Source organism: Pseudomonas sp. HR1, assembly GCF_030175875.1.
GTDB lineage: Bacteria > Pseudomonadota > Gammaproteobacteria > Pseudomonadales > Pseudomonadaceae > Chryseomonas > Chryseomonas oryzihabitans.
On record NZ_JASNRF010000001.1, the window covers coordinates 766,417 to 790,637 of the forward strand.

General features: G+C 65.9%; 18 protein-coding genes. 15 read left to right on the top strand and 3 right to left on the bottom strand.

The annotated features are described in order from the left end of the window. From QKY98_RS03525 to QKY98_RS03595, 15 genes are all read left to right on the top strand, one after another. Positions 1 to 876 (top strand): glycosyltransferase family 2 protein, encoded by an 876-nt coding sequence (locus QKY98_RS03525; protein WP_027598148.1) that lies wholly within the window; start codon positions 1 to 3, stop codon positions 874 to 876. After that, positions 869 to 1,609 (top strand): WecB/TagA/CpsF family glycosyltransferase, encoded by a 741-nt coding sequence (locus QKY98_RS03530; protein WP_027598147.1) that lies wholly within the window; start codon positions 869 to 871, stop codon positions 1,607 to 1,609. The genes QKY98_RS03525 and QKY98_RS03530 overlap by 8 nt, the downstream gene beginning before the upstream one ends. A gap of 84 nt (positions 1,610 to 1,693) precedes the next feature. After that, positions 1,694 to 2,971: a hypothetical protein gene (locus QKY98_RS03535; protein WP_027598146.1), complete on the top strand. Its 1,278-nt coding sequence runs from the start codon at positions 1,694 to 1,696 to the stop codon at positions 2,969 to 2,971. Positions 2,972 to 3,026: 55 nt separating this feature from the next. Then, positions 3,027 to 4,298, top strand: coding sequence for a flippase (locus tag QKY98_RS03540; protein WP_042135263.1), 1,272 nt, complete (start codon positions 3,027 to 3,029; stop codon positions 4,296 to 4,298). A 57-nt stretch (positions 4,299 to 4,355) separates the two neighbouring features. Next, positions 4,356 to 5,390: a glycoside hydrolase family 5 protein gene (locus QKY98_RS03545; RefSeq protein ID WP_027598145.1), complete on the top strand. Its 1,035-nt coding sequence runs from the start codon at positions 4,356 to 4,358 to the stop codon at positions 5,388 to 5,390. A gap of 283 nt (positions 5,391 to 5,673) precedes the next feature. Beyond that, complete coding sequence (locus QKY98_RS03550; RefSeq protein ID WP_027598144.1) at positions 5,674 to 6,786, top strand: polysaccharide biosynthesis/export family protein; 1,113 nt, start codon at positions 5,674 to 5,676, stop codon at positions 6,784 to 6,786. A 361-nt stretch (positions 6,787 to 7,147) separates the two neighbouring features. After that, positions 7,148 to 9,871 carry a bifunctional glycoside hydrolase/polysaccharide deacetylase family protein gene (locus QKY98_RS03555; protein WP_232104418.1) on the top strand — a complete coding sequence of 908 codons (2,724 nt, stop codon included), beginning with the start codon at positions 7,148 to 7,150 and terminating at the stop codon, positions 9,869 to 9,871. Then, positions 9,852 to 13,448 (top strand): tetratricopeptide repeat protein, encoded by a 3,597-nt coding sequence (locus QKY98_RS03560; RefSeq protein WP_284670343.1) that lies wholly within the window; start codon positions 9,852 to 9,854, stop codon positions 13,446 to 13,448. The genes QKY98_RS03555 and QKY98_RS03560 overlap by 20 nt, the downstream gene beginning before the upstream one ends. Positions 13,449 to 13,470: 22 nt before the next feature. Continuing rightward, positions 13,471 to 13,986 carry a hypothetical protein gene (locus QKY98_RS03565; protein WP_017639355.1) on the top strand — a complete coding sequence of 172 codons (516 nt, stop codon included), beginning with the start codon at positions 13,471 to 13,473 and terminating at the stop codon, positions 13,984 to 13,986. After that, positions 13,986 to 15,359, top strand: a complete 1,374-nt coding sequence (locus tag QKY98_RS03570) for a PelD GGDEF domain-containing protein (protein WP_007161410.1) — start codon at positions 13,986 to 13,988, stop codon at positions 15,357 to 15,359. The genes QKY98_RS03565 and QKY98_RS03570 overlap by 1 nt, the downstream gene beginning before the upstream one ends. Then, positions 15,337 to 16,326 (top strand): tetratricopeptide repeat protein, encoded by a 990-nt coding sequence (locus QKY98_RS03575; protein WP_027598139.1) that lies wholly within the window; start codon positions 15,337 to 15,339, stop codon positions 16,324 to 16,326. Before QKY98_RS03570 ends, QKY98_RS03575 begins: the two co-directional genes overlap by 23 nt. Continuing rightward, positions 16,323 to 17,846: a GT4 family glycosyltransferase PelF gene (gene pelF / locus QKY98_RS03580; RefSeq protein ID WP_007161412.1), complete on the top strand. Its 1,524-nt coding sequence runs from the start codon at positions 16,323 to 16,325 to the stop codon at positions 17,844 to 17,846. The genes QKY98_RS03575 and pelF overlap by 4 nt, the downstream gene beginning before the upstream one ends. Position 17,847: 1 nt before the next feature. Continuing rightward, positions 17,848 to 19,218, top strand: coding sequence for an exopolysaccharide Pel transporter PelG (pelG, locus tag QKY98_RS03585; RefSeq protein ID WP_027598138.1), 1,371 nt, complete (start codon positions 17,848 to 17,850; stop codon positions 19,216 to 19,218). An 80-nt stretch (positions 19,219 to 19,298) separates the two neighbouring features. Beyond that, positions 19,299 to 19,910: a hypothetical protein gene (locus QKY98_RS03590; protein ID WP_027600358.1), complete on the top strand. Its 612-nt coding sequence runs from the start codon at positions 19,299 to 19,301 to the stop codon at positions 19,908 to 19,910. Positions 19,911 to 20,013: 103 nt separating this feature from the next. After that, positions 20,014 to 21,507, top strand: coding sequence for an aldehyde dehydrogenase (locus QKY98_RS03595; protein ID WP_027598136.1), 1,494 nt, complete (start codon positions 20,014 to 20,016; stop codon positions 21,505 to 21,507). Positions 21,508 to 21,550: 43 nt separating this feature from the next. Here the strand turns inward: QKY98_RS03595 and QKY98_RS03600 are convergent, their stop codons facing one another. The 3 genes from QKY98_RS03600 to QKY98_RS03610 form a co-directional block, all read right to left on the bottom strand. Beyond that, entirely contained in the window at positions 21,551 to 22,603 is a 1,053-nt protein-coding gene (locus QKY98_RS03600) for a hypothetical protein (RefSeq protein ID WP_150340102.1), read from the bottom strand. Positions 22,604 to 22,866: 263 nt separating this feature from the next. Then, a complete protein-coding gene (locus QKY98_RS03605) occupies positions 22,867 to 23,472 on the bottom strand; it encodes a hypothetical protein (protein ID WP_042135254.1) in 606 nt (201 codons plus the stop codon). A 12-nt stretch (positions 23,473 to 23,484) separates the two neighbouring features. Then, positions 23,485 to 23,979, bottom strand: a complete 495-nt coding sequence (locus tag QKY98_RS03610) for a hypothetical protein (RefSeq protein WP_139346894.1) — start codon at positions 23,977 to 23,979, stop codon at positions 23,485 to 23,487. Positions 23,980 to 24,221 lie beyond the last annotated feature (242 nt).

A 24,221-nucleotide genomic window follows, 5' to 3' on the forward strand; every position in this document is an offset into this window, starting at 1 on the left:
ATGAACGTAGTCATGGTGCTCAACTACAAGGCCCCCAACGAAACCATCAGTTGTGTGGAGAGCATCCTCAAGCACTGCCCGTCCATCGATCACGCGGTGGTGGTGGACAATGATTCCCAGGACGGCTCCATCGACGTCCTGCAACGCTGGCAGGCCGACAACGGCCTGAGCCAGGTCACCGTGCTCGCCAGTCCACGCAACGACGGCTACGCCGGTGGCAACAACTACGGCATGCGCTGGGCGCTGGACAACCTGGCGGTCAAGCATTTCTGGGTCGTCAACAACGACGCCTACGTCAAGGACGATGCCTTCGCCCCGTTGCTGGCCGAGCTGCAGCGCGCGCCCAAGACCATCGTCGGCTCGGTGATCCTGAGCTCCCAGACCGGTCGCCTGGAATGCTATGGCGGCGGCATCCTCTACCCGCTGCTGGGCAAGTCCAAGCTGCTGGGCAAGGACATCGCGGTCAGCGACATCGCCAAGCTCGATCGTGAACCCGACTACATCATGGGTTGCAGCATGGCCTTCTGCGCCAGCCTGCTGACCGAGATCGGGTTCATGGACGAAGCCTACTTCATGTACTCCGAAGAAGTGGACTGGCAGTACCAGGCCAAGCGCAAGGGCGTCGCCCTCAAGGTGCTGCGGGAGAGCCAGCTCTATCATTACGGCTCGATGAGCTCGGGCGGACGCAGTGCCTTCTATCACTACTTCCGTAATCGCGCCGCGACCCGCTTCAATCGCAAATTCCATGGCACGCCCTACGCACTGGTCTCCGCCGTGCTGCTGTCCGGCATCACCGTGCTCAAGGAATTCAAGAATCCGAAACTGGCCTGGTCCGGCGTGAAGGGCGCCTTCAAGGGAGCGACGATGCATGTCTAACCTACGCACCCAAGCCTTTGGTATCGACTTCTTCACCGGTACCAAGGACGAGCTGATGAGTTCGATCAGCCAGGACATCCACCGGCCCTACAGCTACATCGTCACGCCAAACATCGACCATGTCGTGCAGCTGCAGAGCAACCCCGACATGCGCGAGTCCTACCAGCGCGCCGGCAAGCGCATCTGCGACAGCCGGATCCTGATGCCCATCCTCAAGTCGCTGGGGGTGGCCGTACCCGAGGTTATCACCGGCAGCGATCTGACGCTGAGCATCCTGCGCAAGGCCAACGACGAGCGCCTGTCGGTGGTGTTGATCGGTTCGAGCGAGAATGACGTGGGCAAGCTGCGGCGGATGTATCCGCACATGCAGCTGGCGCACTACAACCCGCCGATGGGCTTCATCAACGATCCGCTGGAAACGCAGAAATGCGTCGACTTCGTGATGCAGAATCCGTCGGAGTTCATCCTCTATGCTGTCGGGGCGCCGCGTCAGGAAAAGCTCGCGCGGCAGATCGACAGCAGCAAGCGCACCGGCGTCGGCCTGTGCATCGGCGCGTCCATCCTGTTCGCCGTCGGCACCGTCAAGCGGGCGCCGCGCTGGATGCAGAAGGCCAAGCTGGAGTGGCTGCACCGGATGTGTTCGGAGCCCAAGCGGCTGGCCAAGCGTTACGTGCACGATGCGGTGAGCATCCTGCCCATCTATCTCAAGGAACGCAGCAGTCGACGCACCTGAGGGGCTGCCCCGCAGCGTTCTCAGCCGCAAGGAAGATGACCACCGGACAAGCAGTCCGGTGGTCCCGTCTGGATGGGTAGGTCTATGAGCATTCTCCGTAAAAGTACCGTTTCCTTCGTTCTCCTGGTTCCGTTGCTGATCCTGCACCTGGACGTGTTCGGCGAAAGCCCGCACAACCCGGTCGGCATCCTCTATCTGAACGAGTTGTACCTGGCCATCTGCATGGCCTTCACCTTTTTCTACCTGCTGACCAGCATTGGTACCCAGCAGCGCGAATTCAAGATCCTGATGACCTACGCCGTCTATTCGTCGGTGGTCTTCATCGGTCTGCCAGCGATCTTTTCCTTCCTGTTCTACGGCCAGCCGCTGGTCTACGGCCTGATCGAGGAGCGGCGGATCCTGTTCAGCTTCGGCTTCGCCACCCTGATGTTCCTGGGGCGCAACATGAGCGCCTCGCAATTCGAGAAGGCCCTGCTGATCACCGCGCTGCTGGCCGCCGTCATGGCCTGGATGTTCAAGTTCGGCGTGCTGCCGGACCTGCGGGACAAGCAGTCCTCCTTCGACCGCCCGGACCGTTCCTCCATCGGTGCGCCGGCGCTGTGCCTGGCCTACTTCTACTGCATCCAGACCTGGAACAAGGGCATCTCGCCGATCGATGGCTCGGCGCGCAGCAAGACCGTGCACATCGTGCTGGCCATGGTGTTCCTGCTGACCCTGGTGTTCGGCACCCAGACCCGGCAGCTGATCGTGCTGGCGCTGGTGTTCACCGTGTTCTGCCTGAAGAGCAAGTCGATCGTCTGGATCTGCGTCTCCGCGCTGCTGCTATCGCCCTTCTTCATCTTCCCGGACCTGATGAAGGTGCTGGGGTTGAACCTGGACTTCTATGCCCAGTCGGTGCAGGACGGCCCCACCGACGGGGTGCGCGAGCAGACCATCGGCTACATCTTCTCCCACCTCAGTCAGAACCACTGGTTGCCGAGCGGCTCGCTGTCGCTGATGTGGAACAACGGCTTCATCCCCTACTTCGGTGAGTACTTCTTCCTTTCCGACGTCGGCGTGTTCGGCACCCTGTTCCGCTTCGGCTTCCTGGCCTTCATCATCATCCCGGTGTCGCTGTTCCTCTACTATCGCTGGGCGAAGATGCTGCACCCCGATACCGGTTTCGTGGTGACCGCCACCCTGGCGCAGCTGGTGATCTGGCCGCTGGCCGGTTTCTTCGAGTACCTCCAGGCCACCATCTGCTACCTGCTGGTGATCCAGGCGCTGCGTGCGCTGCACCATTACAGCTCCGCATCCGTCCAGGAGACCTACGTCAGCAGTCCCTACCCGCGTCCGAGCAGCCAGCTGGCTCGCCCGGTCTGATCCCGCGTGCCGCCCGACGTCGGTCGGGCGGCCTCAAGGAGTTTTCACCCCCACGATGTCGATGATCAAAAACAGCACCTGGAACATCCTGGGTGTCGTCATTCCCAGTGCCATCGCGCTGCCCACCATGGGCGTGCTGTCGCGCCTGCTCGGGGTCGAGCAGTTCGGCCTGTTCACCCTGGCCTTCGCCATCGTCGGCTATGCCACCCTGTTCGATGCCGGCCTGTCGCGGGCGGTCATCCGCGCCGTGGCCATGCACCATGGCGACAAGGGACTCAACCGGCTGGTCATGGGCACGGCCACCGGCGCCGTCATCGGCCTGAGTCTGCTGGCGACGCTGCTGCTGTGGTTCGGCGCGGGCAAGGTGGTGAGTCTGCTGCACGTCTCGCCCGAACATTTCGACAATGCCGTGGCCGGCTTTCGCTGGCTGAGCCTGTGCGTGCCGCCCTTCCTGCTGGCGACGGTCTGGTTCGCCTACCTGGAAGGCAACGAGCGCTTCGGTGAATTCAACATCCTGCGGACCTTCTCCAACAGCCTGCTGGCGATCGCGCCGCTGATCGCGGTGCTGATCGAACCGAGCTTTTCCGCCACGGTGATCGGTCTGGTGCTGGCGCGGGTGGTGTCCATGGCGCTGGCCTACTGGCCGCTGCACAAGGACTTCCCGGAAGGCATCCGCACCTTCAAGGTCGAGGTGTTCAAGGAACTGCTGAAATTCGGCAGCTGGATGACGGTGAGCAACATCATCAGTCCGCTGATGGTCTACTTCGACCGCTTCGTGCTGTCGCACATGGTCGGCGCCAGCCGCGTGTCCTTCTATACCGCTCCGGCCGAAGCGGTCTCGCGGATGCTGATCATCCCCAATGCCGTGGCCCGGGTGGTGTTCCCGCTGCTGAGCAAGAGCGGCGACGACGCCGCGCGCCAAGCCAACAAGGCCTTCTGGGGCCTGCTGCTGATCAGCCTGGCGATGGTGCTGCCGATCCTCATCCTGGCGCCCTGGATCATGACCGTGTGGATGGGTCCGGAGTACGGCGGCGATGCCGCGCAGATCCTGCGCATCCTGGCGGTGGGTTTCATCTTCAACGCCCTGGCGCAGATTCCCTTCGCCAAAATCCAGGCCCGCGGCCATTCGCGGACCACGGCGATGATCCATCTCGCCGAGCTGCTGCCCTACCTGGGTCTGCTGGTGGTGTGCATCCAACACTTCTCCATCATGGGCGCCGCCATCGCCTGGACCATCCGGGTGACCGTGGACTACCTGGCGCTGGAATACTTCGCCCGGCGCACGCCGCCGCTGCAACCCACGCCGGTCTACCAGCAGAGCTCCTGAGGGAGCCCTGTCCAGACGAACTTACGCAACACACGAGAGGTGCTGTCCGTGTCACGAGTGAAACGTCGTATCGGTGGTGGCCTGCTGGCCACCGTATTACTTTCCGCGGCGCTTTATGGCCAGGCTCAGCCACAGCCGGCGACAGCCAAGGTGGATCTCATCGGCATCAACCTGTCGGCCGCCGGCTTCGCCGGCCAGGTGCTGCCCGGCGTGGAAGGCACCAACTACTTCTATCCCACCGAGGATTACTTCCGCCGCTACGCGGCCAAGGGCATCCGCTTCATCCGCTTCCCCTTCCTCTGGGAGCGGGTGCAGCCCCAGCTGGGCGGTGAACTGGATCAGGCCCAGGTCGCCCTGCTGCAGCGCACCCTGGACTTCGCCGACAAGTACGGCATCCGGGTGATCCTCGACCTGCACAACTACGCACGCTATCGCGGCCAGCTGATCGGCTCGCCCCAGGTGTCCTATGCCAGCTACGCCGATGTCTGGAAGCGCCTGGCGCTGACCTTCCAGAAGCATCCGGCGCTGTACGGCTACGATGTCATGAACGAACCCCATGACACCCAGGGCCTCTGGCCGCGGGCGGCGCAGACGGCCGTGGACAGCATCCGCACGGTGGACATGAAGACGCCGATCTTCATCGCCGGCGACAGCTGGTCCAGTGCCCAGCGCTGGCCACAGGTGAATGGCGATCTGCTGATCAAGGATCCGGCGGACAACCTGATCTACGAGGCGCACATCTACTTCGACGAAGACTCCAGTGGCAACTACGCCTCGGGCATGAAGGGCGTCCATCCCATGATCGGCGTGGAAAGAACCCGCCCCTTCATCGAGTGGCTGAAAAAGCACAATTTGCGCGGCTTCATTGGCGAATATGGGATACCTGCACACCCGCAATGGCTGGAAGCCATGGACAATCTGCTCAGCTATCTGGGCGAGCAGTGCGTACCCAGCGCCTATTGGGCGGCGGGTCCGGGGTGGGGCGACTATCCTCTGGCCATCGAACCGAAGAATGGCGCGGAGAAGCCGCAGACGGCCCTGCTAGAAAAACACCTGAACAAACATGACTGCGAAGTCATAGGACCTCGTTAGCGGAGATATGACAGATTTCGAACGGCGTCACCTTTTTCCGCTCCGGTGGCGCTGAACTCGATGGCCAAGGGCCAGTCCTAGACCAGCAGACTCAGGTGCTCGTACAACTAAAAGCTGAGACCCGAGTTCTCTCGCCGCTGGATAGGCTGGCCGCATGGAATCCAGTCCCCTGTCGAGGACCGTTATGTCTCGCGAAGGAACACCATGAATAACCGGCTCGTTGCTTCTACCTTCCGATTTATTCCTCTTGCTCACACTCAATCAGCAATCAAGGACGAATGACATGAAAACCAAATTTACCGCTCTGGCCTTGCTGTCTGGCATCGTCCTGCAGGGTTGTGCCTACTCCCCGGGTCAGTACCTGGATCAGGACGACCTGAAAAGCGATCCGAGCATCCAGGGCACCAAGGTCCAGCTGATCCCGATCACCAGCTCGCTGCTGATGAGCCAGGATTCCGCGGCCCTGTCCAAGGCTCCCGACCTCAAGCCCCTGCTGGACTACAAGCCGCAGGCTTACCGCGTCGGTGCGAGCGACCTGCTCTACATCACCGTCTGGGATCACCCCGAACTGACCGCTCCGTCCGGCGCCCAGCAGCAGCTGGAAGCCAACGGTCGCCTGGTGCGTCCGGATGGCACCCTGTTCTACCCCTACGTCGGCACCGTGCGCGCCGCCGGCAAGACCCTGGAAGAGATCCGTACCGATATCTCCCGTCGTCTGGCCACCTTCATCGACAATCCCCAGGTCGACGTCAGCGTGCTGAAGTTCGGCAGCCAGAAGGTCACCATCTCCGGCGCCGTGAACAAGGGCGACGCCATTCCCCTGACCACCAAGCCCATCACCCTGGTGGAAGCCCTGGGCCAGGCCGGCGTGGCCAACAGCGGTGGCGCCGATCTGACCGGCGTGACCCTGGTGCGTGACGGCAAGGAATACCGCCTGGACACCGACAGCCTGAACCGCAAGGATTCCAAGCTGTACGGCATCTACCTGAAGGACGGCGACAGCCTGCACCTGCCCTACAACGATGCCCGCAAGGTCTATGTGGTGGGTGAAGTCCGCGCTCCGGCAGCGGTCAGCTACAAGATCACCAACCTGAACCTGATGGAAGCCCTGAGCCAAGCCGGTGGTATCCAGCAGGAAACCGCCAACGCCGATGCCGTCTACGTCATCCGTGGCCCGGAAGACCTGAAGGCCCCGGGTGCCACCGCCCAGGTCTTCCACCTGGCGGCCAAGAATCCCACCGCCTATGTGCTGGCGCAGAACTTCCATCTGCAGCCGCAGGACGTGGTCTTCGTCGGCCCGGCCGGTATCACCCGCTGGAACCGCTTCGTCAGCCAGCTGCTGGGCTCGACCAACATCCTCTCCACCAGCGCCAACCTGAACAGCAGCTTCAAGTAACAGCGCTCGCTTGCCGTCATGCCGGTTACCGCCGCGCATGACGGCAATTCCCCTGATGTTCCGCGACACCCCTCCTGCCTTCCCGCGCTACACCTCCTCGCCCACACGTCTGAAACCCGCTGCCTAGACAGGCTTTCCAGCAGACAATTAATTATTTCGATACCTATTAACCCGGTAATTGCTGCCGCTCGGCTTGGCGCAGGCAGTTTTTCGTCACGCTTTTGCGTAATGTAGCTAACCTGATACCGAAGTTGGGCACGTTTAAGGACTGGGTGTGGCGTCAGGCAAGGCAATTAGGGCAGGGTCCCGCTTCGGTTGGTGGCGCCGGCTGACGGTATGGCTGCTGGGCTCCCTATCCCTCATGGGAACGGCCCTGGCCGCGCCTGCCAGCGTGGCTTTCTGGTACGCGGAAAAGCCGCCGGTGGCCGAACTCGCCCAGTTCGACTGGGTGGTGCTCGAACCCGGCCATGCCAGTGCTGCCGATGTCCGCGCGCTGCACGACGGCGGTGCCCAGCCCTTCGCCTACCTGTCCATCGGCGAATTCGCCGGCGATGCGGCGGCGCTGGAGAAGGCCGGTCTCAGCGCGGGTGCCAGCCCGGTGGCCAACAAGGCCTGGGGCAGCCAGGTGATGAACCTGGCAGCGCCGGTATGGCGAACCCACCTGCTCGAACGCGCCGCCCAGCTGGCCAAAGCCGGTTACACGGGGCTGTTCCTCGACACCCTCGACAGTTTCCAACTGGTGGCCGAAGACCAGCGGGAAACCCAGCGCCTGGCGCTGAAGAGCCTGCTGGCCGAGCTGCACCGCAGCCAGCCAGCGCTCAAGCTGTTCTTCAACCGTGGCTTCGAGGTGCAACCGGAATTGCCCGGGGTGGCTGCCGCCATGGCGGTGGAATCCCTCTACGCCGGCTGGGATGCCGGCAAGAAGACCTATCGTCCCGTCAGCGAGCAAGACCGCGAGTGGCTGAAGCCGCGGATCGAGGCGGCGCGCAGTGCCGGTATCCCGGTCATCGCCATCGAGTACCTGCCGCCGGAGCAGCGTGAGGAAGCCTGGCGCCTGGCCAAGCGGCTGCGCGACGAAGGCTATGTGCCCTATATCACCACGCCCGATCTCAATACCCTGGGCATCAGCTCGGTGGCCCTGCAGCCACGGCGGCTGGCGCTGCTCTACGACGGCCGCGAAGGCGCCCTGCGCCAGTCGGCGGTGCACCGTTTCCTGGGCAGTGCCCTGGAGTATCAGGGCTATCGCCTGGACTATTTCGATGCCTCCAAGCCGCTGCCCGCGGCCTGGCCCAGTGCTCTCTACGCCGGGGTGGTGGTGTGGATGACCAGCGGTCCGCCCCCTCATTCCCGGGAATTCAGCGACTGGATCGGCCTGCGCCTGGACGAAAAGACCCCCCTGCTGATTCTCGGCGGCCTGCCGCTGGACAACGAGGCCCTGCTCAAGCGCCTGGGTCTGGGCGTCAGTCGCAAGCCACTGCCCGACGGCCTGACCCTCAAGGTGCTGGACCCTGCCCTGGCCGGCAACTTCGAAGCACCGGTCAAGTTGCGCACGCGTGACCTGCCCGCCGTGCAGACGCTGCCCGGTGGGCCGACCCCGGTGGTCAGCCTGAGCGGTCCGGGCGGCACCTTCGTGCCCATGGGCGTGGCCTCCTGGGGCGGCTTCGCCTTCGGCCCCTATGTCATGGAAGACGGTCCCGAAGCCAGTCGCTGGATCATCGATCCCTTCGCCTTCACCGCGAAGACCCTGCAACTGCCACCCCTGCCGGTACCCGATCCGACCACGGAGAACGGTCGACGCATCGCCACCGTGCACATCGACGGCGACGCCTTCGCCTCCAAGGCGGAGATTCCCGGTGCGCCCTTTTCCGGCCAGGTGGTGCTGGAGCAGTTCATCCAGCCGCATCCCTTTCTGACCTCGGCGTCGATCATCGAAGGCGAGGTCGGCCCCAAGGGCCGCTATCCGGAGCTGACCGCGCAACTGGAGCCCATCGCCCGTCGCCTGTTCGCCGATCCCAAGGTGGAGGTGGCCACCCACACCTTCAGCCACCCGTTCTTCTGGCAACCGGCGGTGGCCGAGCAGAGCGAGAACTTCGAAGCCCAGTACGGCTACATGATGCAGATTCCCGGCTACGACAAGGTGGATTTCACCCGGGAGATCGTGGGTTCGACCCGCTATATCAACGAGCGCCTGACCACCCCGCAGAAGCCGGTGAAGATGGTGTTCTGGTCCGGGGACGCCCAGCCGGATGCCGCCACCCTCAAGCTCGCCTACGACAATGGCCTGCTCAACGTGAACGGCGGCAACTCGCACATCACCCGGTCGCAGCCTTCGGTGAGCGGACTCTATCCCTTCATCCGCCCCACCCCGGGCGGCCTGCAGTTCTATGCGCCCATCATCAACGAGAACGTCTACACCAATCTCTGGCGCGGTCCCTACTACGGCTTTCGCGATCTGCTCTATACCTTCGAACGGACCGAGCACCCCCGGCGTCTGCGCGGCCTGCATCTCTATTACCACTTCTACTCGGGCACCAAGCAGGCGTCGCTCAAGGTCATGGAAGAGATCTACCAGGGCATGGCCGCCGAACATCCCATTTCGCTGTGGATGAGCGACTACCTGAGTCGCCTGCGCGGCTTCTATACCGCCAGTCTCGCCCGGGAAGACGACGGCAGCTGGTCGATCAAGGCCCTCGACGGTCTGCGTACCCTGCGCCTGGATCCGCGCCTGGGTTGGCCGGATCTGCAGCGCTCCAGGGGCATCGCTGGGGTCCGCGACCTGCCGCAGGGGCGTTATGTCCACCTGGCCGGCGCTCAGGCGCGGCTGGTCCTGCGTGACAGCCGCGACCCCACCCCCGCGCTGGAAGAGGCCAACATTCCGCTGCAGCAGTGGGACTACCTGTCGCCGACGCGCATCCGCTTCGCCTTCGCCGGACAATTCCCGCTGGAGCTGACCCTGCGCGCGTCCTCGGCCTGCGAGGTGCGGGTCGGTCGCGAGCGCTACAAGAGCCAGCCGGCTGCGGCCGGACTTCAGACGTTCAAACTTCCGCTAACACGAGTGAGTGACGGTGAGATCGTCTGCGGCTAAGAAAACCCGGCTCCTGAGTGGTTGGACGCTGCTGGGGGTCGCGCTCCTCACCGCACTGGTGCTGGTGCTGACCTTTCATGGCAAGCAGGTCTTCCTGCCCGGCGAGGAGCCGGCCGATCAGGTATCCATCAGCTACGCCCAGGTGCTGCTCAAGGCGACCCCGGACGACACCGGGCTGCGCATGAAGCTGATCGACCAGCTGATCGCCCTCGGGCGCATCGACGAGGCGCGGCGGCAATTGCAGCTGCTGCCGAAACCGCTGGCGTCGACGCCCTTCTATGCCCTGGAGCTGGACATCCTGCAGGCTGAAGCCCAGCCGCAAGGCCTGGCCGACGCCGAGCGCGAGCGCCTGGCCCAACAGCTGAGCGCCCTGGACGTGGCGACCCTGAGCACGCCCCAGCTGCAACGGGTCGCCGAGCGCGCCCTGCAACTGGGCGATCCGGCCACGGCGGCGCAGCGTTATGTCGAACTGGCGCGCCGCGATCCGCCCCGGCGCCAGCAATGGCTGGAGCAGGCGGCGCGCTGGAGCCTGGCCGGCGGTCGTCAGCAGGAGGCCGCGCGCCTCTATCTGCGCCTGGCCGATCTCGCCGATTCGGCCGAGCAACGCCAGGGCTACCGGCACCAGGCCTTCGATGCCTGGCTTGCCGCCGGCCAGGGCGCCGAGGCCGCCGCCCTGCTGGAGCAGGAACTGCCGCGGCTGCAGGCCGATGCCAGCGGTCTGGCCTGGCTGCAGGCCGGGGTGGCCGCCGCCCAGGGCAGCGGGCGCCTGGACCTGGCCCAGCGCCTGATCGATCGCTGGCGCGAGTGGCAGCCGGACGACCCGGCCGCCCTGGAGGCCGCGTACCGGCTGGCCCTGGGCCGAGGCGACACCGAACGTGCCTGGGAAGAGGGTCATCAGCTGCTGGCGCTGCGTCCGGACGATGAAAAACTGCTCGCGGAACTGGCCCAGCTGGGCGAGTGGACCGGGCATATGGACGAAGCCCTCGACCTCTGGTTGCGCCTGCTGGCGCGCCAGGACGATCCGGAACGGCGCGATCATGCCTGGAAGCTGGCCGCGCGGGCGTTTCGCTTCGATGCCGTGGTCGAGTTGCTGGCCGAGGCGTCGCGGCAACGGCAGCTGGACAAGACCGAACTGGATGCGCTGATCTTCGCCTACGAATCCCTGGGCGATCCCGCCGCCGAGGAGCGCTGGCTGCGGGACTACCTCCGGCGTCAGCCGAAGCAGCGCCTGGCCTGGGAGCGGCTGCAGCAGCTGTTGGCCCGTACCGAGCAGGGCGACGCCGAAGCCGCAGGCTGGGCCGCGTTCGGCAAGAGATTCCCGCTGACCAACGCGGAGTATCTGACTTGGGCCGGCACCCTGTGGGAGCTGTTCAAGCCCGAAGAAGCCTGGAAGGTGCTCGAGGGCATGCCGGCCAGGCAGCGGCAGGGCGTCGACTACTGGCGGCTGCGGGCGGAGCTGGCCTGGGAGCTGGAGCGCGACGGCGAAGCCCAGCTGGCCTTCGAACGCCTGGCCACGATCGACAAGGGCCTGACCGCCAACGACGAGGATCGACTGCTGGCGATCTATCTGCGCACGGCGCCGCGCAAGGCCCTGGCCTTGCTGGAAAAGAGCTGGGAAAAGAGCAAGAACCAGAAGCGCCTGACCGACGCCCTGCAATGGGCCGAGCAACTCAAGGACACCGCGGCGCTGGAGCGGCTGCTGGCCAGTGCCGCGCGCGAGCCGGCTTCGGCCGACAATCCCGCGGTCTGGCTGGCGCGCTCGGGGCTGGACTTCCAGCGCGGGCGCATCGCCCAGGCCGAAGAGGGCTATCGCCAGGCCCTGCAGCGCTTTCCGGATGACGACCGCTTCCGCGAACGGCTGCTGTGGCTGCTCATCGATCAGAATCGCCAGACCGAACTGGCCACCCTGCTGCGCGACTGGAAGGGCCTGGCCCGGGACAGCGACGTGCTCTGGCTACCCTTCGGCAGCGGCCTGGTGCTGCTGGGCCAGGCGGAAGAGGCGCTTGGCTGGTATCGCCGCTACCTGGACGCCCATCCCCAGGACTGGCTGGTGCAGGCCGCCTACGCCGATGCCCTGGACGCCGCCGGTCACCAGGACGCGGCGCTGCGGCTGCGCAAGGCCGTCACGCCGCACCTGGCCAACGACGAGGTACCGGCCACCCCCGAGCGCTATGCCACCTACCTGCGCCTGCTCTCCAGCCTGCGCGGTCCCCAGGCGGCGCTGGCCCAGGCGCGCCTCTGGCAGGATGGCTCGCCGAGCATGCTGCAACTCTGGTTCGATCAGTGGCTCGACGCCCTCAGCCAGAACAACGACGACGGCCTCAAGGGCGAATGGCTGGCCTGGGCCAAGAGCCGTGGCCTGAAGGTCCGCCAGTACGAGCAGTTGCAGGAGGTCCTGCGTCGGCAGAATCGCGGCGAGCTGGAAAAGCTGCTGGCGGCCGGCGACCTGGACCCGGCGCAGCGTGTCGAGGTGCTGCAGCGCCTCGGCCATGCCGGCGACGCCCAGGCCGCGGCGCTGACCGCCGCCGGTGACGAGCCGCCGGAGGTCATCCAGCGGCAGCTGCTGCGCCAGGCCACCGAGCAGGCCGAGCGCACCCCCAACGGCGTCCAGGCCGGCTGGGAACGCCGCGACTATGGCGGTCTGATCGAACAGGGCACCGAGGTGCGCGCCGCCCGGCGACTCAGCGATGACATCTATGCCGATGTCCAGCTCAAGCAGAATCGCGTGGAGAGCAGTGGCCTCAAGTCCGATGCCCTGGGCAACGAACACCAGATGCTGCTCAAGGTGCTGAAGAACCTGGCCGATGGCGGTCTGGAAACCACCGTCGACGCCAGCCAGCGTTCGGACAGCAATCGCCTGGGCCTGGGCGTCGCCCGCACCTGGCGTATCGATGGCAACACCGAGATCGAAGCGGCCCTGGACTGGCACCGGCAACCCGACGAGAGCGGCTATCTGCGGGCCCTCGGCCGGCGTGACAGCGTCAGTCTGGCCGGTCGTCACAATCTCACGCCACGCGACCAGCTGAGCTGGCGGGCGGCGCACAATCGCTATTCCAGTCGGGACGGCGATGCCCTGGGCAGCGGCTTCGCCTTCAACCTGGAGCTGAGCCACATGATCTTCTTCGAAGGTCCCACCTGGCAGGTGCGCAGTGGCATCACCTATCAGCAGAACAGTGCGCGCAGCACCCTGCCCGCCAGCGTCACCCGCTACCTGCAGCCGCTGGCCGGCAGTGGCGAGAACGGCGAGGTCACCGTGGCCGACCTGGAAGCCCTGGGTGGCACCCAGCTGTTGCAGGATCGCTATGGCCAGCTCTATGTCGGCAGCAGCTGGCGGCGTGGCATTCCCGGTTCGCTCAACCGCACCCATCCCCAATACAGCTGGCTGGTGGACACCCTGGTCGGCTGGCAGTGGACCGAGCGCGAATTCAACTACGGTTTGAATGTCGGCCTGGGCATGGTAGTGCTCGGCGACGACGAACTGGCGTTCACCGCCGGCTACCAGTCCGCGCCCCAGGGCAGCGGCGGTCAGGCCGGCAGCACCCTGGGCATTCAATACAGCAATCGAATCGGTCGCTAGGCCGCTTCAAGGGAGAGACCTCATGAACATCACGCGTCTGCTCGTCGCCAGTGTCGCCACCGTGCTGCTGGCCGGCTGCTCGAGCTTTACCCGACCCAGTGGCGAAGCCCTGCCCAAGGATGCCCGCTGGGGCCTGGTGCCCCTGGCCAACTATGCCCAGGCGCCCATGGCCGGCGATCGCGCGGCGCAGATTCTGGTCAGCGTGCTCGGCGAGCGCGGCATCCGTCCGCAGGTCTATGACGACAGTCAGGGTGGCAATCCCACCGACGACGAGAAGGCCCGCCAGCGCGCGGCCCTGGACTGGGCGCGGCAACAGAATCTGCAATACGTGCTCACCGGCAGCGTCGACGAGTGGCAGTACAAGAACGGCCTGGACGGCGAACCGGCGGTGGGCGTGACCCTGCAGGTGGTCGAGCCGGCCAGCGGCCGGGTGGTCTGGAGCAACAGCGGCGCCCGCTCCGGCTGGTCGCGCGAGAGCCTGGCCGCCACCGCGCAAAAGGTCCTGCGCGGCACCGCGCAAGAGCTGCAGCTGCGCTGATGGCCCTGCAATCCGTCCACAAGGACTACACCCTGGCGCCCCGCGCCAGTGGCCGCCTGTCCTGGCTGGAAACCCTGCTGGTCACGGCGGCCGCCCTGGGGCTGGGTTTCTGGCTGGTGCCGGAAGATCCCCTGATGGTCGGCCTGGCCTTTCCCTGGGTGGTGTTCGCGCCCATCCTCATGGGCGTGCGCTATGGCTTCATGCGCGGCCTGGTGAGTGCCAGCCTGCTGGTGGTGGCGCTGCTCTATCTGCACCGCCAGGGCTATCCGGCCTACGAGGAGATCCCGCCGTCCTTTATCGTCGGCGTGTTGCTCTGCGCCATGCTGGTGGGCGAATTCCGCGACCTCTGGGATCGGCGCCTGGAACGGCTGGACCTGGCCAACGACTATCGCCAGCTACGGCTGGATGAATTCACCCGCGCCCACCACCTGCTGCGCATCTCCCACGATCGCCTGGAGCAGCGCGTCGCCGGCAACGACCTCAGCCTGCGCAGCTCCCTGCTGGACCTGCGTCGCCAGCTGCGCGAGGTGCCGCGCGAGCAGGATGCCCTGCAGGCCCTGGCCGAACCCATCGTCGGTCTGCTGACCCAGTACGGTTCGCTGCGGGTAGCGGGGCTGTACCGGGTCGACGGCAACGGCCGGGTGGATCGTCGCGCCCTCGCCAGCCAGGGCGAGATGCCCGGCATAGATCCCGACGATCTATTGGTGCGCCTGACCCTGGAGCGTGGCGAGACCCTGAGCATCCGCCAGGCGCTGCTGGAACGCGGCGAGACCCAGCATTCGGCGCTACAGGCCTGCGTGCCTCTGCTGGACACCGAGGAGCGGCTGCTGGCGGTACTGGCCATCGAGCAGATGCCGTTCTTTTCCTTCAACGAACGCACCCTCAACCTGCTGACCATCCTCGCCGGCCACATCGCCGACCTGCTCGGCAGCGATCCCCAGGCGCTGGCCCTGGCCGACGATGACGCCCAGCAATTCTCCCAGCACCTCAAGCGCTCGCTGCGCGACGCCCAGCAGCACGCCCTGCCCGCCTGCCTGTTCTGCTTCGAGATGACCGAGGCCGACGGTGGCGAGCGGGCCCTGGCGCTGCTGGAAGGCAGTCGCCGCGGCCTCGACCTGCAACTGCGCCTGACCAATCAGGCCGGTCACCCCTGCCTGCTGGTCCTGCTGCCGCTGACCTCCTCCGACGGCCTGGAAGGCTATCGCCGCCGGCTGCGCCAGCTGCTGGCCGAGCGCCATGGCCAGGACAGCACCCTGGAAAGCCTGGGCGTGCGCAGCCATGAGCACGAGCTGCTGCCCAAGACCCGCGCCCAGGAGCTGCGCGTCTTCCTGTTCAACGAGTGTGGCCTACATGAACAGCAAGTGGCTGTTTAGCGGCGCCTTCGCCTTCGAGGCCAGCAGCTGGGCGCTGCTGTTCGCCAACCTGCCGGTGGCGGCGGCGGCCCTGGCCTTCGCCGCCGCCCATGCCGCCGGCAGCGCCCTGCTGGCAGGGGGCGCCTGGCTGCTGCTGCCCCGGCGCTACCAGCGCCCGCTGCCCTGGAGTCCGCTGTTTCTCTTTGCCCTGGCCTTCTTCATTCCGCTGCTGGGCGCAGCCGGGGTGATCGCCGCGGTGTTTCCGGCGCTCTATCTACCGCGCAAACACCGCGAGATCGCCTGGGAGGCGCGCAGCGTGCCCAACCTGCCGTTCCGCCCGTTGGAACGGCGCGAGGAGATGCTGTTCAGCGACGGCGGCCTGCAGGACGTCCTGCGCCACGCGCCCAGCACCGACAAGCGCCTGACCGCACTCTTCGCCACCCGCCGCATGCCGGGGCGCGACGCCATCCCCATCCTCAAGCTGGCCCTGCGCGATCCGGCCGACGATGTGCGGCTGCTCGCCTATTCGATGCTCGACCAGCAGGAAAGCCAGATCAACCAGCGCATCGAGACCCAACTCGGCGAACTGGCCAGCACCCCCGCCGAGCGCCAGCCGGCGCTGCACGGCACCCTGGCCCGCGGCTACTGGGAACTGGCCTATCTGGGTCTGGCCCAGGGCAGCGTCCTGCGCCACGTGCTCGGCCAGGCCCGCGAACACATCGAACTGGCCCTGGCCGGGGAAGAAAACGAAGAATTGCGCATCCTCGCCGGGCGTATCGCCCTGGAGCAGGGCGAGCCCGAGCGCGCCCTGGAATTCTTTCAGGCCGCGGAAGCGGCGGGCGTACCCCTGGCGCAACTGGCGCCCTTTCGCGCCGAAATCGCCTTTCTGCGCCGCGATTACGCGGTCATCCCGGCGCTGCTCGACAGCCTGCCGGCGGATCTGAAGAAGCGGCCGCCGTTCGCCGCCCTGGTGAAGTACTGGTTATGAAAGACGCCCCCGCCGCGACCGTCACCCCCGATGTCTGCCTGCTCTTGGAAGGCACCTGGCCCTATGTGCGCGGCGGGGTGTCGAGCTGGGTCAACCAGTTGATCCTCGGCCTGCCGGAGCTGACCTTCTCGGTGTTCTTCATCGGCGGCCAGCGCGAGAACTACGAGAAGCGCCACTACGCCATCCCGCCCAACGTGGTGCACATCGAGGAACACTTTCTCGCCGGGTCCTGGGTGCCCAAGGCGGCGCCCATCAGTCCAAGACGCCAGGCGCCGGTGCAGCTGCTGCGCGACCTGCACGCCTTCCTGCACCACCCCGACGAACCCAGCGCCGCCCAGGGCGATGCCCTGGTGGACGCCTTCGCCCAGGGCAGCGTGACCCTGGACGACTTCATGTACAGCCGCGCCAGCTGGGAGGCCATCACCGAGGGCTACGAGCGCTATTGCACCGATCCCTCCTTCGTCGACTACCTCTGGACCCTGCGCGCCATGCAGGCGCCCTTGCTGATGCTGGCCGAGGCCGCGCGCCGCCTGCCGCGTCCGCGGATGATCCACTCCATCTCCACCGGTTACGCCGGCATGCTCGGCGCCATCCTGCAGCGGCGCTGGGGCTGCAACTTCCTGCTCAGCGAGCACGGCATCTACACCAAGGAACGCAAGATCGACCTGGCCCAGGCCAAGTGGATCGCCGAAGGCCCCGACGAGGCCCTGCGCACCGGGCTGGACGTGGACGTCAGCTACATCCGCCGGCTGTGGATCCGCTTCTTCGAGCGCATCGGCCTGCTCACCTACAAGGCCGCCGATCCGATCATCTCGCTCTATGACGGCAACCGCCGCCGGCAAATCCAGGACGGCGCCGATCCCGCGCGCTGCCGGGTGATCCCCAACGGCATCAGCCTCACCCAGTGGCAGGACGCCCTGGAGCGTCGCCCGGAAGGGGTGCCGCCGGTGGTCGGGCTGCTCGGCCGGGTGGTGCCGATCAAGGACGTCAAGACCTTCATCCGCGCCATGCGCGGGGTGATCAGCGCCATGCCCGAGGCCGAGGCCTGGGTGGTCGGCCCGGAAGACGAAGACGAGGAATACGCCGCCGAATGCCACAGCCTGGTCACCAGCCTGGGCCTGGAGGGCAAGGTGAAATTCCTCGGCTTCCAGAAGATCGGCGACATCCTGCCCAAGCTCGGCCTCATGGTGCTGACCTCCATCAGCGAGGCCCAGCCGCTGGTGATCCTCGAAGGCTGGGCCGCCGGGGTGCCGGTGGTGAGCAGCGACGTGGGCTCCTGCCGCGAGCTGATCGAGGGTTCCATCCCCGAGGACCGCGCCCTGGGCACCGGCGGCAGCGTGGTCGCCATCGCCGATCCCCAGGCCACCGCCCGCGCCATCCTCGCCCTGCTGCGCAATCCCGGCCGCTGGCAGGCCGCGCAGCGCACCGGCCTCGCCCGGGTCAATCGCTACTACACCGAGCCGCTGATGCTGGAACGCTATCGCGAGCTCTACCAGGACGCCATCGGGAGGGTCGTCTGACATGGCCGGCATCGGCTTCGAACTGCGCAAGATCCTCGCGCGCGACTCCTACACCGCCACCCTGCGCGCCTATGTCTACGCCGGCTTGATCAGTTCCGGCCCCTGGGTGCTGTCGATCATCAGCGTCATGCTGATCGGCGTGCTGGCCACCGGCATCGTCACCCCCAGCGTGCTGATCCGCCAGTTCCTGGTCACGGTGACCTACCTCATGGCCAGCTCGCTGATCCTCACCGGCGGCCTGCAGCTGTATTTCACCCGCTTCGTCTCGGACCGGCTGTTCGAGGAGAAACAGACCAGCATCCTGCCCAATCTGGTGGGCATCCTGCTCCTAGTCACGCTGGTCGCCGGCGGCCTGGGTTTCCTGCTGCTGGCCACCCTGTTCGACCAGCCCTTCGCCTACCGGCTGCTGGTGCTGGCCAACTTCGTCACCCTCTGCGATCTCTGGCTGGTGATCATCTTCCTGTCGGGGATGAAGGCCTACAACCGCATCCTGGTGGTGATGACACTGGGCTACGCCATCATGATCGCCGCCGCCTTCGTGCTGCGCTTCCTCGGCATGGACGGCCTGCTGATGGCGCTGCTGCTGGGCCACGCCGCCCTGCTGTTCATGTTTCTCTACGACATCATCCGCGAATACCCGGCCGACCGCCTGGTGGCCTTCGACTTCCTCGACCGCAAGCAGATCTTCATCAGCCTGCTGGTCACCGGGCTGTTCTACAACCTGGGCATCTGGGTCGACAAATTCGTCTTCTGGTTCAATCCGCTGACCTCCGATGCCGTCATCGGTCCGCTGCGCGCCTCCATCCTCTACGACCTGCCGATCTTTCTCGCCTACCTGGCCATCATCCCCGGCATGGCGGTGTTCCTGGTGCGCATCGAGACCGACTTCGCCGAGTGGTACGAGCGGGTGTTCAACGCCGTGCGCGGCGGCGAGACCCTGCAGCACATCAGCCAGCTCAAGGAGCAGATGATCCTGGCCATCCGCCAGGGCCTGCTGGAGATCTGCAAGGTCCAGGGCCTGACCCTGGTGCTGGTGTTCCTGCTGGCGCCCCAGCTGCTGGCCTGGCTCGGCATGTCGCACTACTACCTGCCGCTGTTCTACATCGACGTGGTGGGGGTGAGCATCCAGGTGGTGTTCATGGCGCTGCTCAACGTCTTCTTCTACCTGGACCGGCGCGACACCGTGCTGATGCTCTGCACCCTGTTTCTCGGCCTCAACCTGGCGCTGACCCTGCTCAGCATCGAGCTGGGTCCGAGCTTCTTCGGCTACGGCTTCACCGTCTCCCTGGCCTGTTGCGTGCTGCTGGGTCTGCACCGCCTGGACCGGGTGCTGGACGACCTGGAATACGACACCTTCATGCTCCGGCACTGAAGGCCGCCGGCACCGGACGAACGGTGTGACCCGCTCCCTCTGGAGGCGTCCAACACAGCTCATCCCTGCAGGACCCTGCCATGAATACCGCCGCCTTGCGCCTCGTGATCCAGACCACCCAGGGGCGCGCTCGGGACAGTGGCGAGGCCAGCCGCACCTTTGCCGACCAGGCGGCGCGTACTGCCAGCGCCGACGCCACCCGCGGGCCGGCCCTGGAGCGCTTCGCCAGCGCCTATGTCGACAAGGTGCCCGATGCCCTCGAAGCCCTGCTGCTGCAGGCGCGAGCGGTGGCCTTCGAGGCGCCCCTGACCGGGGTGCTGGAACGCGCCCTGGCCGGCTTCGCCCCGGCGGCGCTGGCCCAGGCACCCTCGGCCAGCCTGGCCCTGCTGGCCGCGGCCTATCGCCTCCATCGCCTGCTTGAAGGCCTGCAGGAGCGCCTGGCCGCCTGGTGGGGCGCCACCCGCGCGCCGGCGGCGCCCAGCCTGGGCAATCTCATCGCCCATCAGGTACTGGGCCAGCTCACCGTCGCAGCCCTGGAAGACGCCGTGGAGGGCTGGCTGGATGACCTGGACGCCAGCGTCGAGGCGCCGCTCACCCAGCAGTGCTTCAAGCCGCGGCAACGGCGTGGCGCCCTGACCACGGCCCGCCCGGCCCTGACCCTGAGTCGTCAACGCCAGCGCAGCGTTCGATAAAACGCACGTTTCGGCGCCTTTGGCGGCCGAGTGTCAAATATATTGATAACCCTTCCGGGCCGGTTTAGGGTGGCTGCTCACCGCCATTAGCGAGGAGTCACCCATGAGCTTGCCCAGCCGCGCCGAGTGGGAGCAGCGCTTCCAAGGTCTCACCCTGGAAGGTCGCGCCTTCATCGACGGCGCCTATGTCGACGCCACCGCCGGCGCCACCTTCGACTGCCTGAGTCCGGTGGACGGACGTTTCCTCGCCAAGGTCGCCAGCTGTGACGCCGCCGATGCCGACCTGGCCGTGGCCGCCGCCCGCGCCGCCTTCCAGAAGGGTACCTGGGCGCACCTGGCGCCGGCCCAGCGCAAGCGCGTGCTGATCCGCTTCGCCGACCTGCTGCTGGCCAACGCCGAAGAGCTGGCGCTGCTGGAAACCCTGGACATGGGCAAGCCCATCGCCGACTCCCTCACCATCGACGTGCCGGCCTCGGCCAACGCCATCCGCTGGAGCGCCGAGGCCATCGACAAGCTCTACGACGAGGTCGCGCCCACGCCCCATGACCAGCTCGGCCTGGTCACCCGCGAGCCGGTCGGCGTGGTCGCCGCCGTGGTGCCCTGGAATTTCCCGCTGATGATGGCCTGCTGGAAACTCGGCCCGGCGCTCGCCACCGGCAACTCGGTGGTGCTCAAGCCCTCGGAGAAGTCGCCGCTGACCGCCATCCGCGTCGCCCAGCTGGCCCAGCAGGCGGGTATCCCCGCCGGGGTGTTCAACGTGCTGCCGGGTTACGGCCATACCGTCGGCAAGGCCCTAGGCCTGCATGCGGACGTCGACACCATCGTCTTCACCGGTTCCACCCGGGTCGCCAAGCAGCTGCTGGCCTATTCCGGCGAATCCAACATGAAGCGCGTCTGGCTGGAAGCCGGCGGCAAGAGCCCCAACATCGTCTTCGCCGATGCCCCCGACCTCAAGGACGCCGCCGCGGCCGCCGCCAGCGGTATCGCCTTCAACCAGGGCGAGGTCTGCACCGCCGGTTCGCGCCTGCTGGTGGAGCGCTCCATCAAGGAAGAATTCCTGCCGCTGGTGGTCGAGGCCCTCAAGGGCTGGAAGCCTGGCCATGCACTGGACCCCGAGACCAACGTCGGCGCCCTGGTGGACACCACCCAGCTGGACACCGTGCTGCGCTACATCGAAGCCGGCCATGCCGAAGGCGCCACCCTGGTGGCCGGTGGCAAGCGCACCCTGGAAGAGACCGGCGGCGTCTATGTCGAGCCGACCATCTTCGACGGCGTGAGCAACGCCATGAAGATCGCCCGCGAAGAGATCTTTGGCCCGGTGCTCTCGGTGATCACCTTCGACACCGCCGAAGAAGCCGTGCAGATCGCCAACGACACCCAATACGGCCTGGCCGCCGCGGTCTGGACCCGCGACATCTCCAAGGCCCACAAGACCGCCCGCGCCCTGCGCGCCGGCAGCGTCTGGGTCAACCAGTACGACGGCGGCGACATGACCGCGCCCTTCGGCGGCTTCAAGCAGTCCGGCAACGGTCGCGACAAGTCCCTGCACGCCTTCGACAAGTACACCGAGCTCAAGGCGACCTGGATCAAGCTGTAAGCCCTCGGCAGGCTGATCCCGGTCGGGGTCAGCCCGTCTCCCTTCAGCGCTGGTAGATCGTCGCCTGGTTACCGAAGCCGCTCTGCGTGATGCGCGCCGTGGAACCGACCTGGTCGATCATCGCCGAGTTGGAGTCGCCGGTCTGGCCGATGAAGGCACTGGCGCCGCTGAAGCTGTCCGGCACCGTGTCCTGGGTAATGGACGCCAGGTTGCCATTGCCTTGCTGCTGGATCTCCGCCTCCACCCGCACGCCGCTCTGAACGAAGGTCGCCTGGTTGGCATCGCCTGCGCTGATGCCGGCGATTCGGGCTTCCAAGCCGGTCTGGGTGGCGCTCAGTTCGTTGGCGTTGCCCTGCTGGGTGAAGGTGATGTCGCTGAAGCCAGCGCGTTGTGACAACTGGGCCTGGTTACCGTCGCCGCCCTGGCTCAGCGCCAGGGCGCTGCTGTAGCGACTGGTTTCCTGCTCGGCCTGCACCTGATTGCCGTTGCCCTGCTGACGCAGCGTGGCCCGCCCACCGGCGAAAGACACGCTTTGCGTCAGCTGCGCCGCGTTGTCGTTGCCGATCTGCACCACCTCCCCCAGGCCGCCGCCGCGTTGCTCCACGGTCAGCCGGTTGCCATCGCCGGTGCTGGTCGCCCGCAGGTCGTTGCCGCCGAAGCCCGCCTGGCGCACGCTGTACACATTGAGATCGCCCGCCTGGCTCAGGTAGGCCGATGCCGCATTGCCGCGCTGCTCCAGCTCCAGGCCGTTGCCCGCGCCACCGCCGGTTTGGGTGATCTCGGCGTAGTGGTTGCCGTTTTCCAGTTGGGTCACGACGATCTGCTGATTACTCCCTTCCTGGAAAATCTGCAGCCCATTGCCGCTGGACGTCTGCGCGATCCGCGCCTGGGCACCGAAGGCCTGGCGCTGTTCGAGGATCGTGCGATTGCCGTCGCCGCTTTGCAGTTGCTCAACGCTATTGGCGCGACCGCCGCTCTGGTTCAGGGTGGCCTGGTTGTCATTACCGGTCTGAGTCAGGGTGATGCTCTGCTCGACGGCGAATGCCGGCGCTGCAAGGCCAGCGAGCAGCGCCGCCAGCAAGGTAGGGGTCTTCATGACGGTCTTCCGCTCCAGTGGAATCTACCGAGGACAGGACGACTAGCCGCGACCCCGGCGAGATGGCGGAATCGACCGTACTGCAAGGAGGGCGTCGCGCACGGACGGCCCGTGCTAAGTGTGATCAGCCAGGCCCCCATCGCCATCCATCCAAAGAGCGGTTTTGACGAGCGTTGGCGGCGGACTGCCTGGGTACTCGACCAGCAGCCACCGCGACGGCCAAGGCCGGGTCGCCATGACCCGGCCTTGGCGCGGGCGCAGGCCTAGCGATAGACGTGGTAGGTGGCGTATCTGCTCACCTCCACGCTACCGCTCCAGCTGCTGATCACCCGCTTGGAATCCCAGTCGTACCAGTGCATCCCGGGGGGGTTGCCGATGCCGCGCGAACAACTGCCGGTGCGGACCCAGGCGCCGCGGAACTTGCCGCTTTTCCAGCGTCGCTCCACCACCTGAATGGGTTGCGCCTTGTAGCCCGGCTCTATCCTCACGCCCCAGGTGAAGGCGGTACTCATCGTGCGATCCTGCTTGTAGCTGCCGTCGACGCCGAGGATGCTCAGGTATTTGCCGATGAAGGGCAGCTTCTCCGGATTGATCTTGACCCCTACCGACCAGCCGTAGCTGGAGGTCTTGGTCTCGCCCCAGGTGTAGGTGCAGTCGATGGTTCCTCTGGTCGAGCAGCGGAAGATCGGCCCGCGCCAGATCCAATCCTCCCAGGTCTTGCCTGCCTGCTGGGTGGCGAAGGCCCGGGAACCGTCACCCAGGATGGCGGGCTCGGTGTGGTCGGTGAAGCACTCGCCGGCCTGCACCAGACCGGTCGACAGCAGAAAGCCGAGCGCGCCAACCAGGGTGGATTTCGCAAAGGTATTCATGGCTTTGGTCCCTCAAAGTCCGAAGACGTTTTCGATGGTGTTGCTCGCCTGATCCTGCTTGTTGCTCTGGGCCTTGCTCGCGGACAGGGCATCGGCGCGCGTGGGCCGATCGACGGGGGTTATCAGCAGGCCAGTGTCCTTCTCCGGCTTCTTCACCATCAGGGCATCCGCCTCGACGGTCATGCCCAGCGCCAGGGCCGCGTTCTCACTGGCGAGGTGCTGACCGGGTTGATTGTCGAAGATCACGCGTTTGCCTTGATCAAGGGCGTCGTTGATCTCCTTCTTGACGTTGCCGTCGACCTGCACATTGGGCCCGACCACCAGATAGTCGTATTCACCACCCGTGACGATCTTGGTGTCTTCCGCCTTCAATCTATTGAGGACGAATCCGGTATTGCCCAGCACCTTGAGCCGCAAGTAAGGACCCGTACTCAAGGACTCTGCTGCCTGGGCGGTAGTACCCAACAGCGTTGCCAACATCAGCGTGGCCACAGGTTTTAATTTCATATCGAACGCTCCTGTTACGACAGTCATGTCAAAAATGAAAGTCCCACTGAAATACCGAAAGCTCCCGCGAAATGCTCAACTACGCGGCTCTGGCAGTTCTAGCGGACAGCAGGAAACCCTTTACCGAAGTCAGTTCCGATAATTGTTTCCCTGACAGTGCTCAGGTAATCAGACAACCGCTAACAGCAACGACCTTGATAGCTAAATGCCCGCCTTTAGCCCACGGGCAACTTCGCTAGTCG

Bases quoted from the DNA above. Each gene is read 5' to 3' on its own strand.
- QKY98_RS03590 (WP_027600358.1), top strand. From the start codon at position 19,299: ATGAATACCGCCGCCTTGCGCCTCGTGATCCAGACCACCCAGGGGCGC.
- QKY98_RS03605 (WP_042135254.1), bottom strand. From the start codon at position 23,472: ATGAATACCTTTGCGAAATCCACCCTGGTTGGCGCGCTCGGCTTTCTG.
- QKY98_RS03610 (WP_139346894.1), bottom strand. From the start codon at position 23,979: ATGAAATTAAAACCTGTGGCCACGCTGATGTTGGCAACGCTGTTGGGT.
- QKY98_RS03530 (WP_027598147.1), top strand. From the start codon at position 869: ATGTCTAACCTACGCACCCAAGCCTTTGGTATCGACTTCTTCACCGGT.
- QKY98_RS03525 (WP_027598148.1), top strand. From the start codon at position 1: ATGAACGTAGTCATGGTGCTCAACTACAAGGCCCCCAACGAAACCATC.
- QKY98_RS03565 (WP_017639355.1), top strand. From the start codon at position 13,471: ATGAACATCACGCGTCTGCTCGTCGCCAGTGTCGCCACCGTGCTGCTG.
- QKY98_RS03550 (WP_027598144.1), top strand. From the start codon at position 5,674: ATGAAAACCAAATTTACCGCTCTGGCCTTGCTGTCTGGCATCGTCCTG.
- QKY98_RS03595 (WP_027598136.1), top strand. From the start codon at position 20,014: ATGAGCTTGCCCAGCCGCGCCGAGTGGGAGCAGCGCTTCCAAGGTCTC.
- QKY98_RS03600 (WP_150340102.1), bottom strand. From the start codon at position 22,603: ATGAAGACCCCTACCTTGCTGGCGGCGCTGCTCGCTGGCCTTGCAGCG.
- QKY98_RS03570 (WP_007161410.1), top strand. From the start codon at position 13,986: ATGGCCCTGCAATCCGTCCACAAGGACTACACCCTGGCGCCCCGCGCC.
- QKY98_RS03575 (WP_027598139.1), top strand. From the start codon at position 15,337: ATGAACAGCAAGTGGCTGTTTAGCGGCGCCTTCGCCTTCGAGGCCAGC.
- QKY98_RS03540 (WP_042135263.1), top strand. From the start codon at position 3,027: ATGTCGATGATCAAAAACAGCACCTGGAACATCCTGGGTGTCGTCATT.
- pelG (WP_027598138.1), top strand. From the start codon at position 17,848: ATGGCCGGCATCGGCTTCGAACTGCGCAAGATCCTCGCGCGCGACTCC.
- QKY98_RS03555 (WP_232104418.1), top strand. From the start codon at position 7,148: ATGGGAACGGCCCTGGCCGCGCCTGCCAGCGTGGCTTTCTGGTACGCG.
- QKY98_RS03535 (WP_027598146.1), top strand. From the start codon at position 1,694: ATGAGCATTCTCCGTAAAAGTACCGTTTCCTTCGTTCTCCTGGTTCCG.
- pelF (WP_007161412.1), top strand. From the start codon at position 16,323: ATGAAAGACGCCCCCGCCGCGACCGTCACCCCCGATGTCTGCCTGCTC.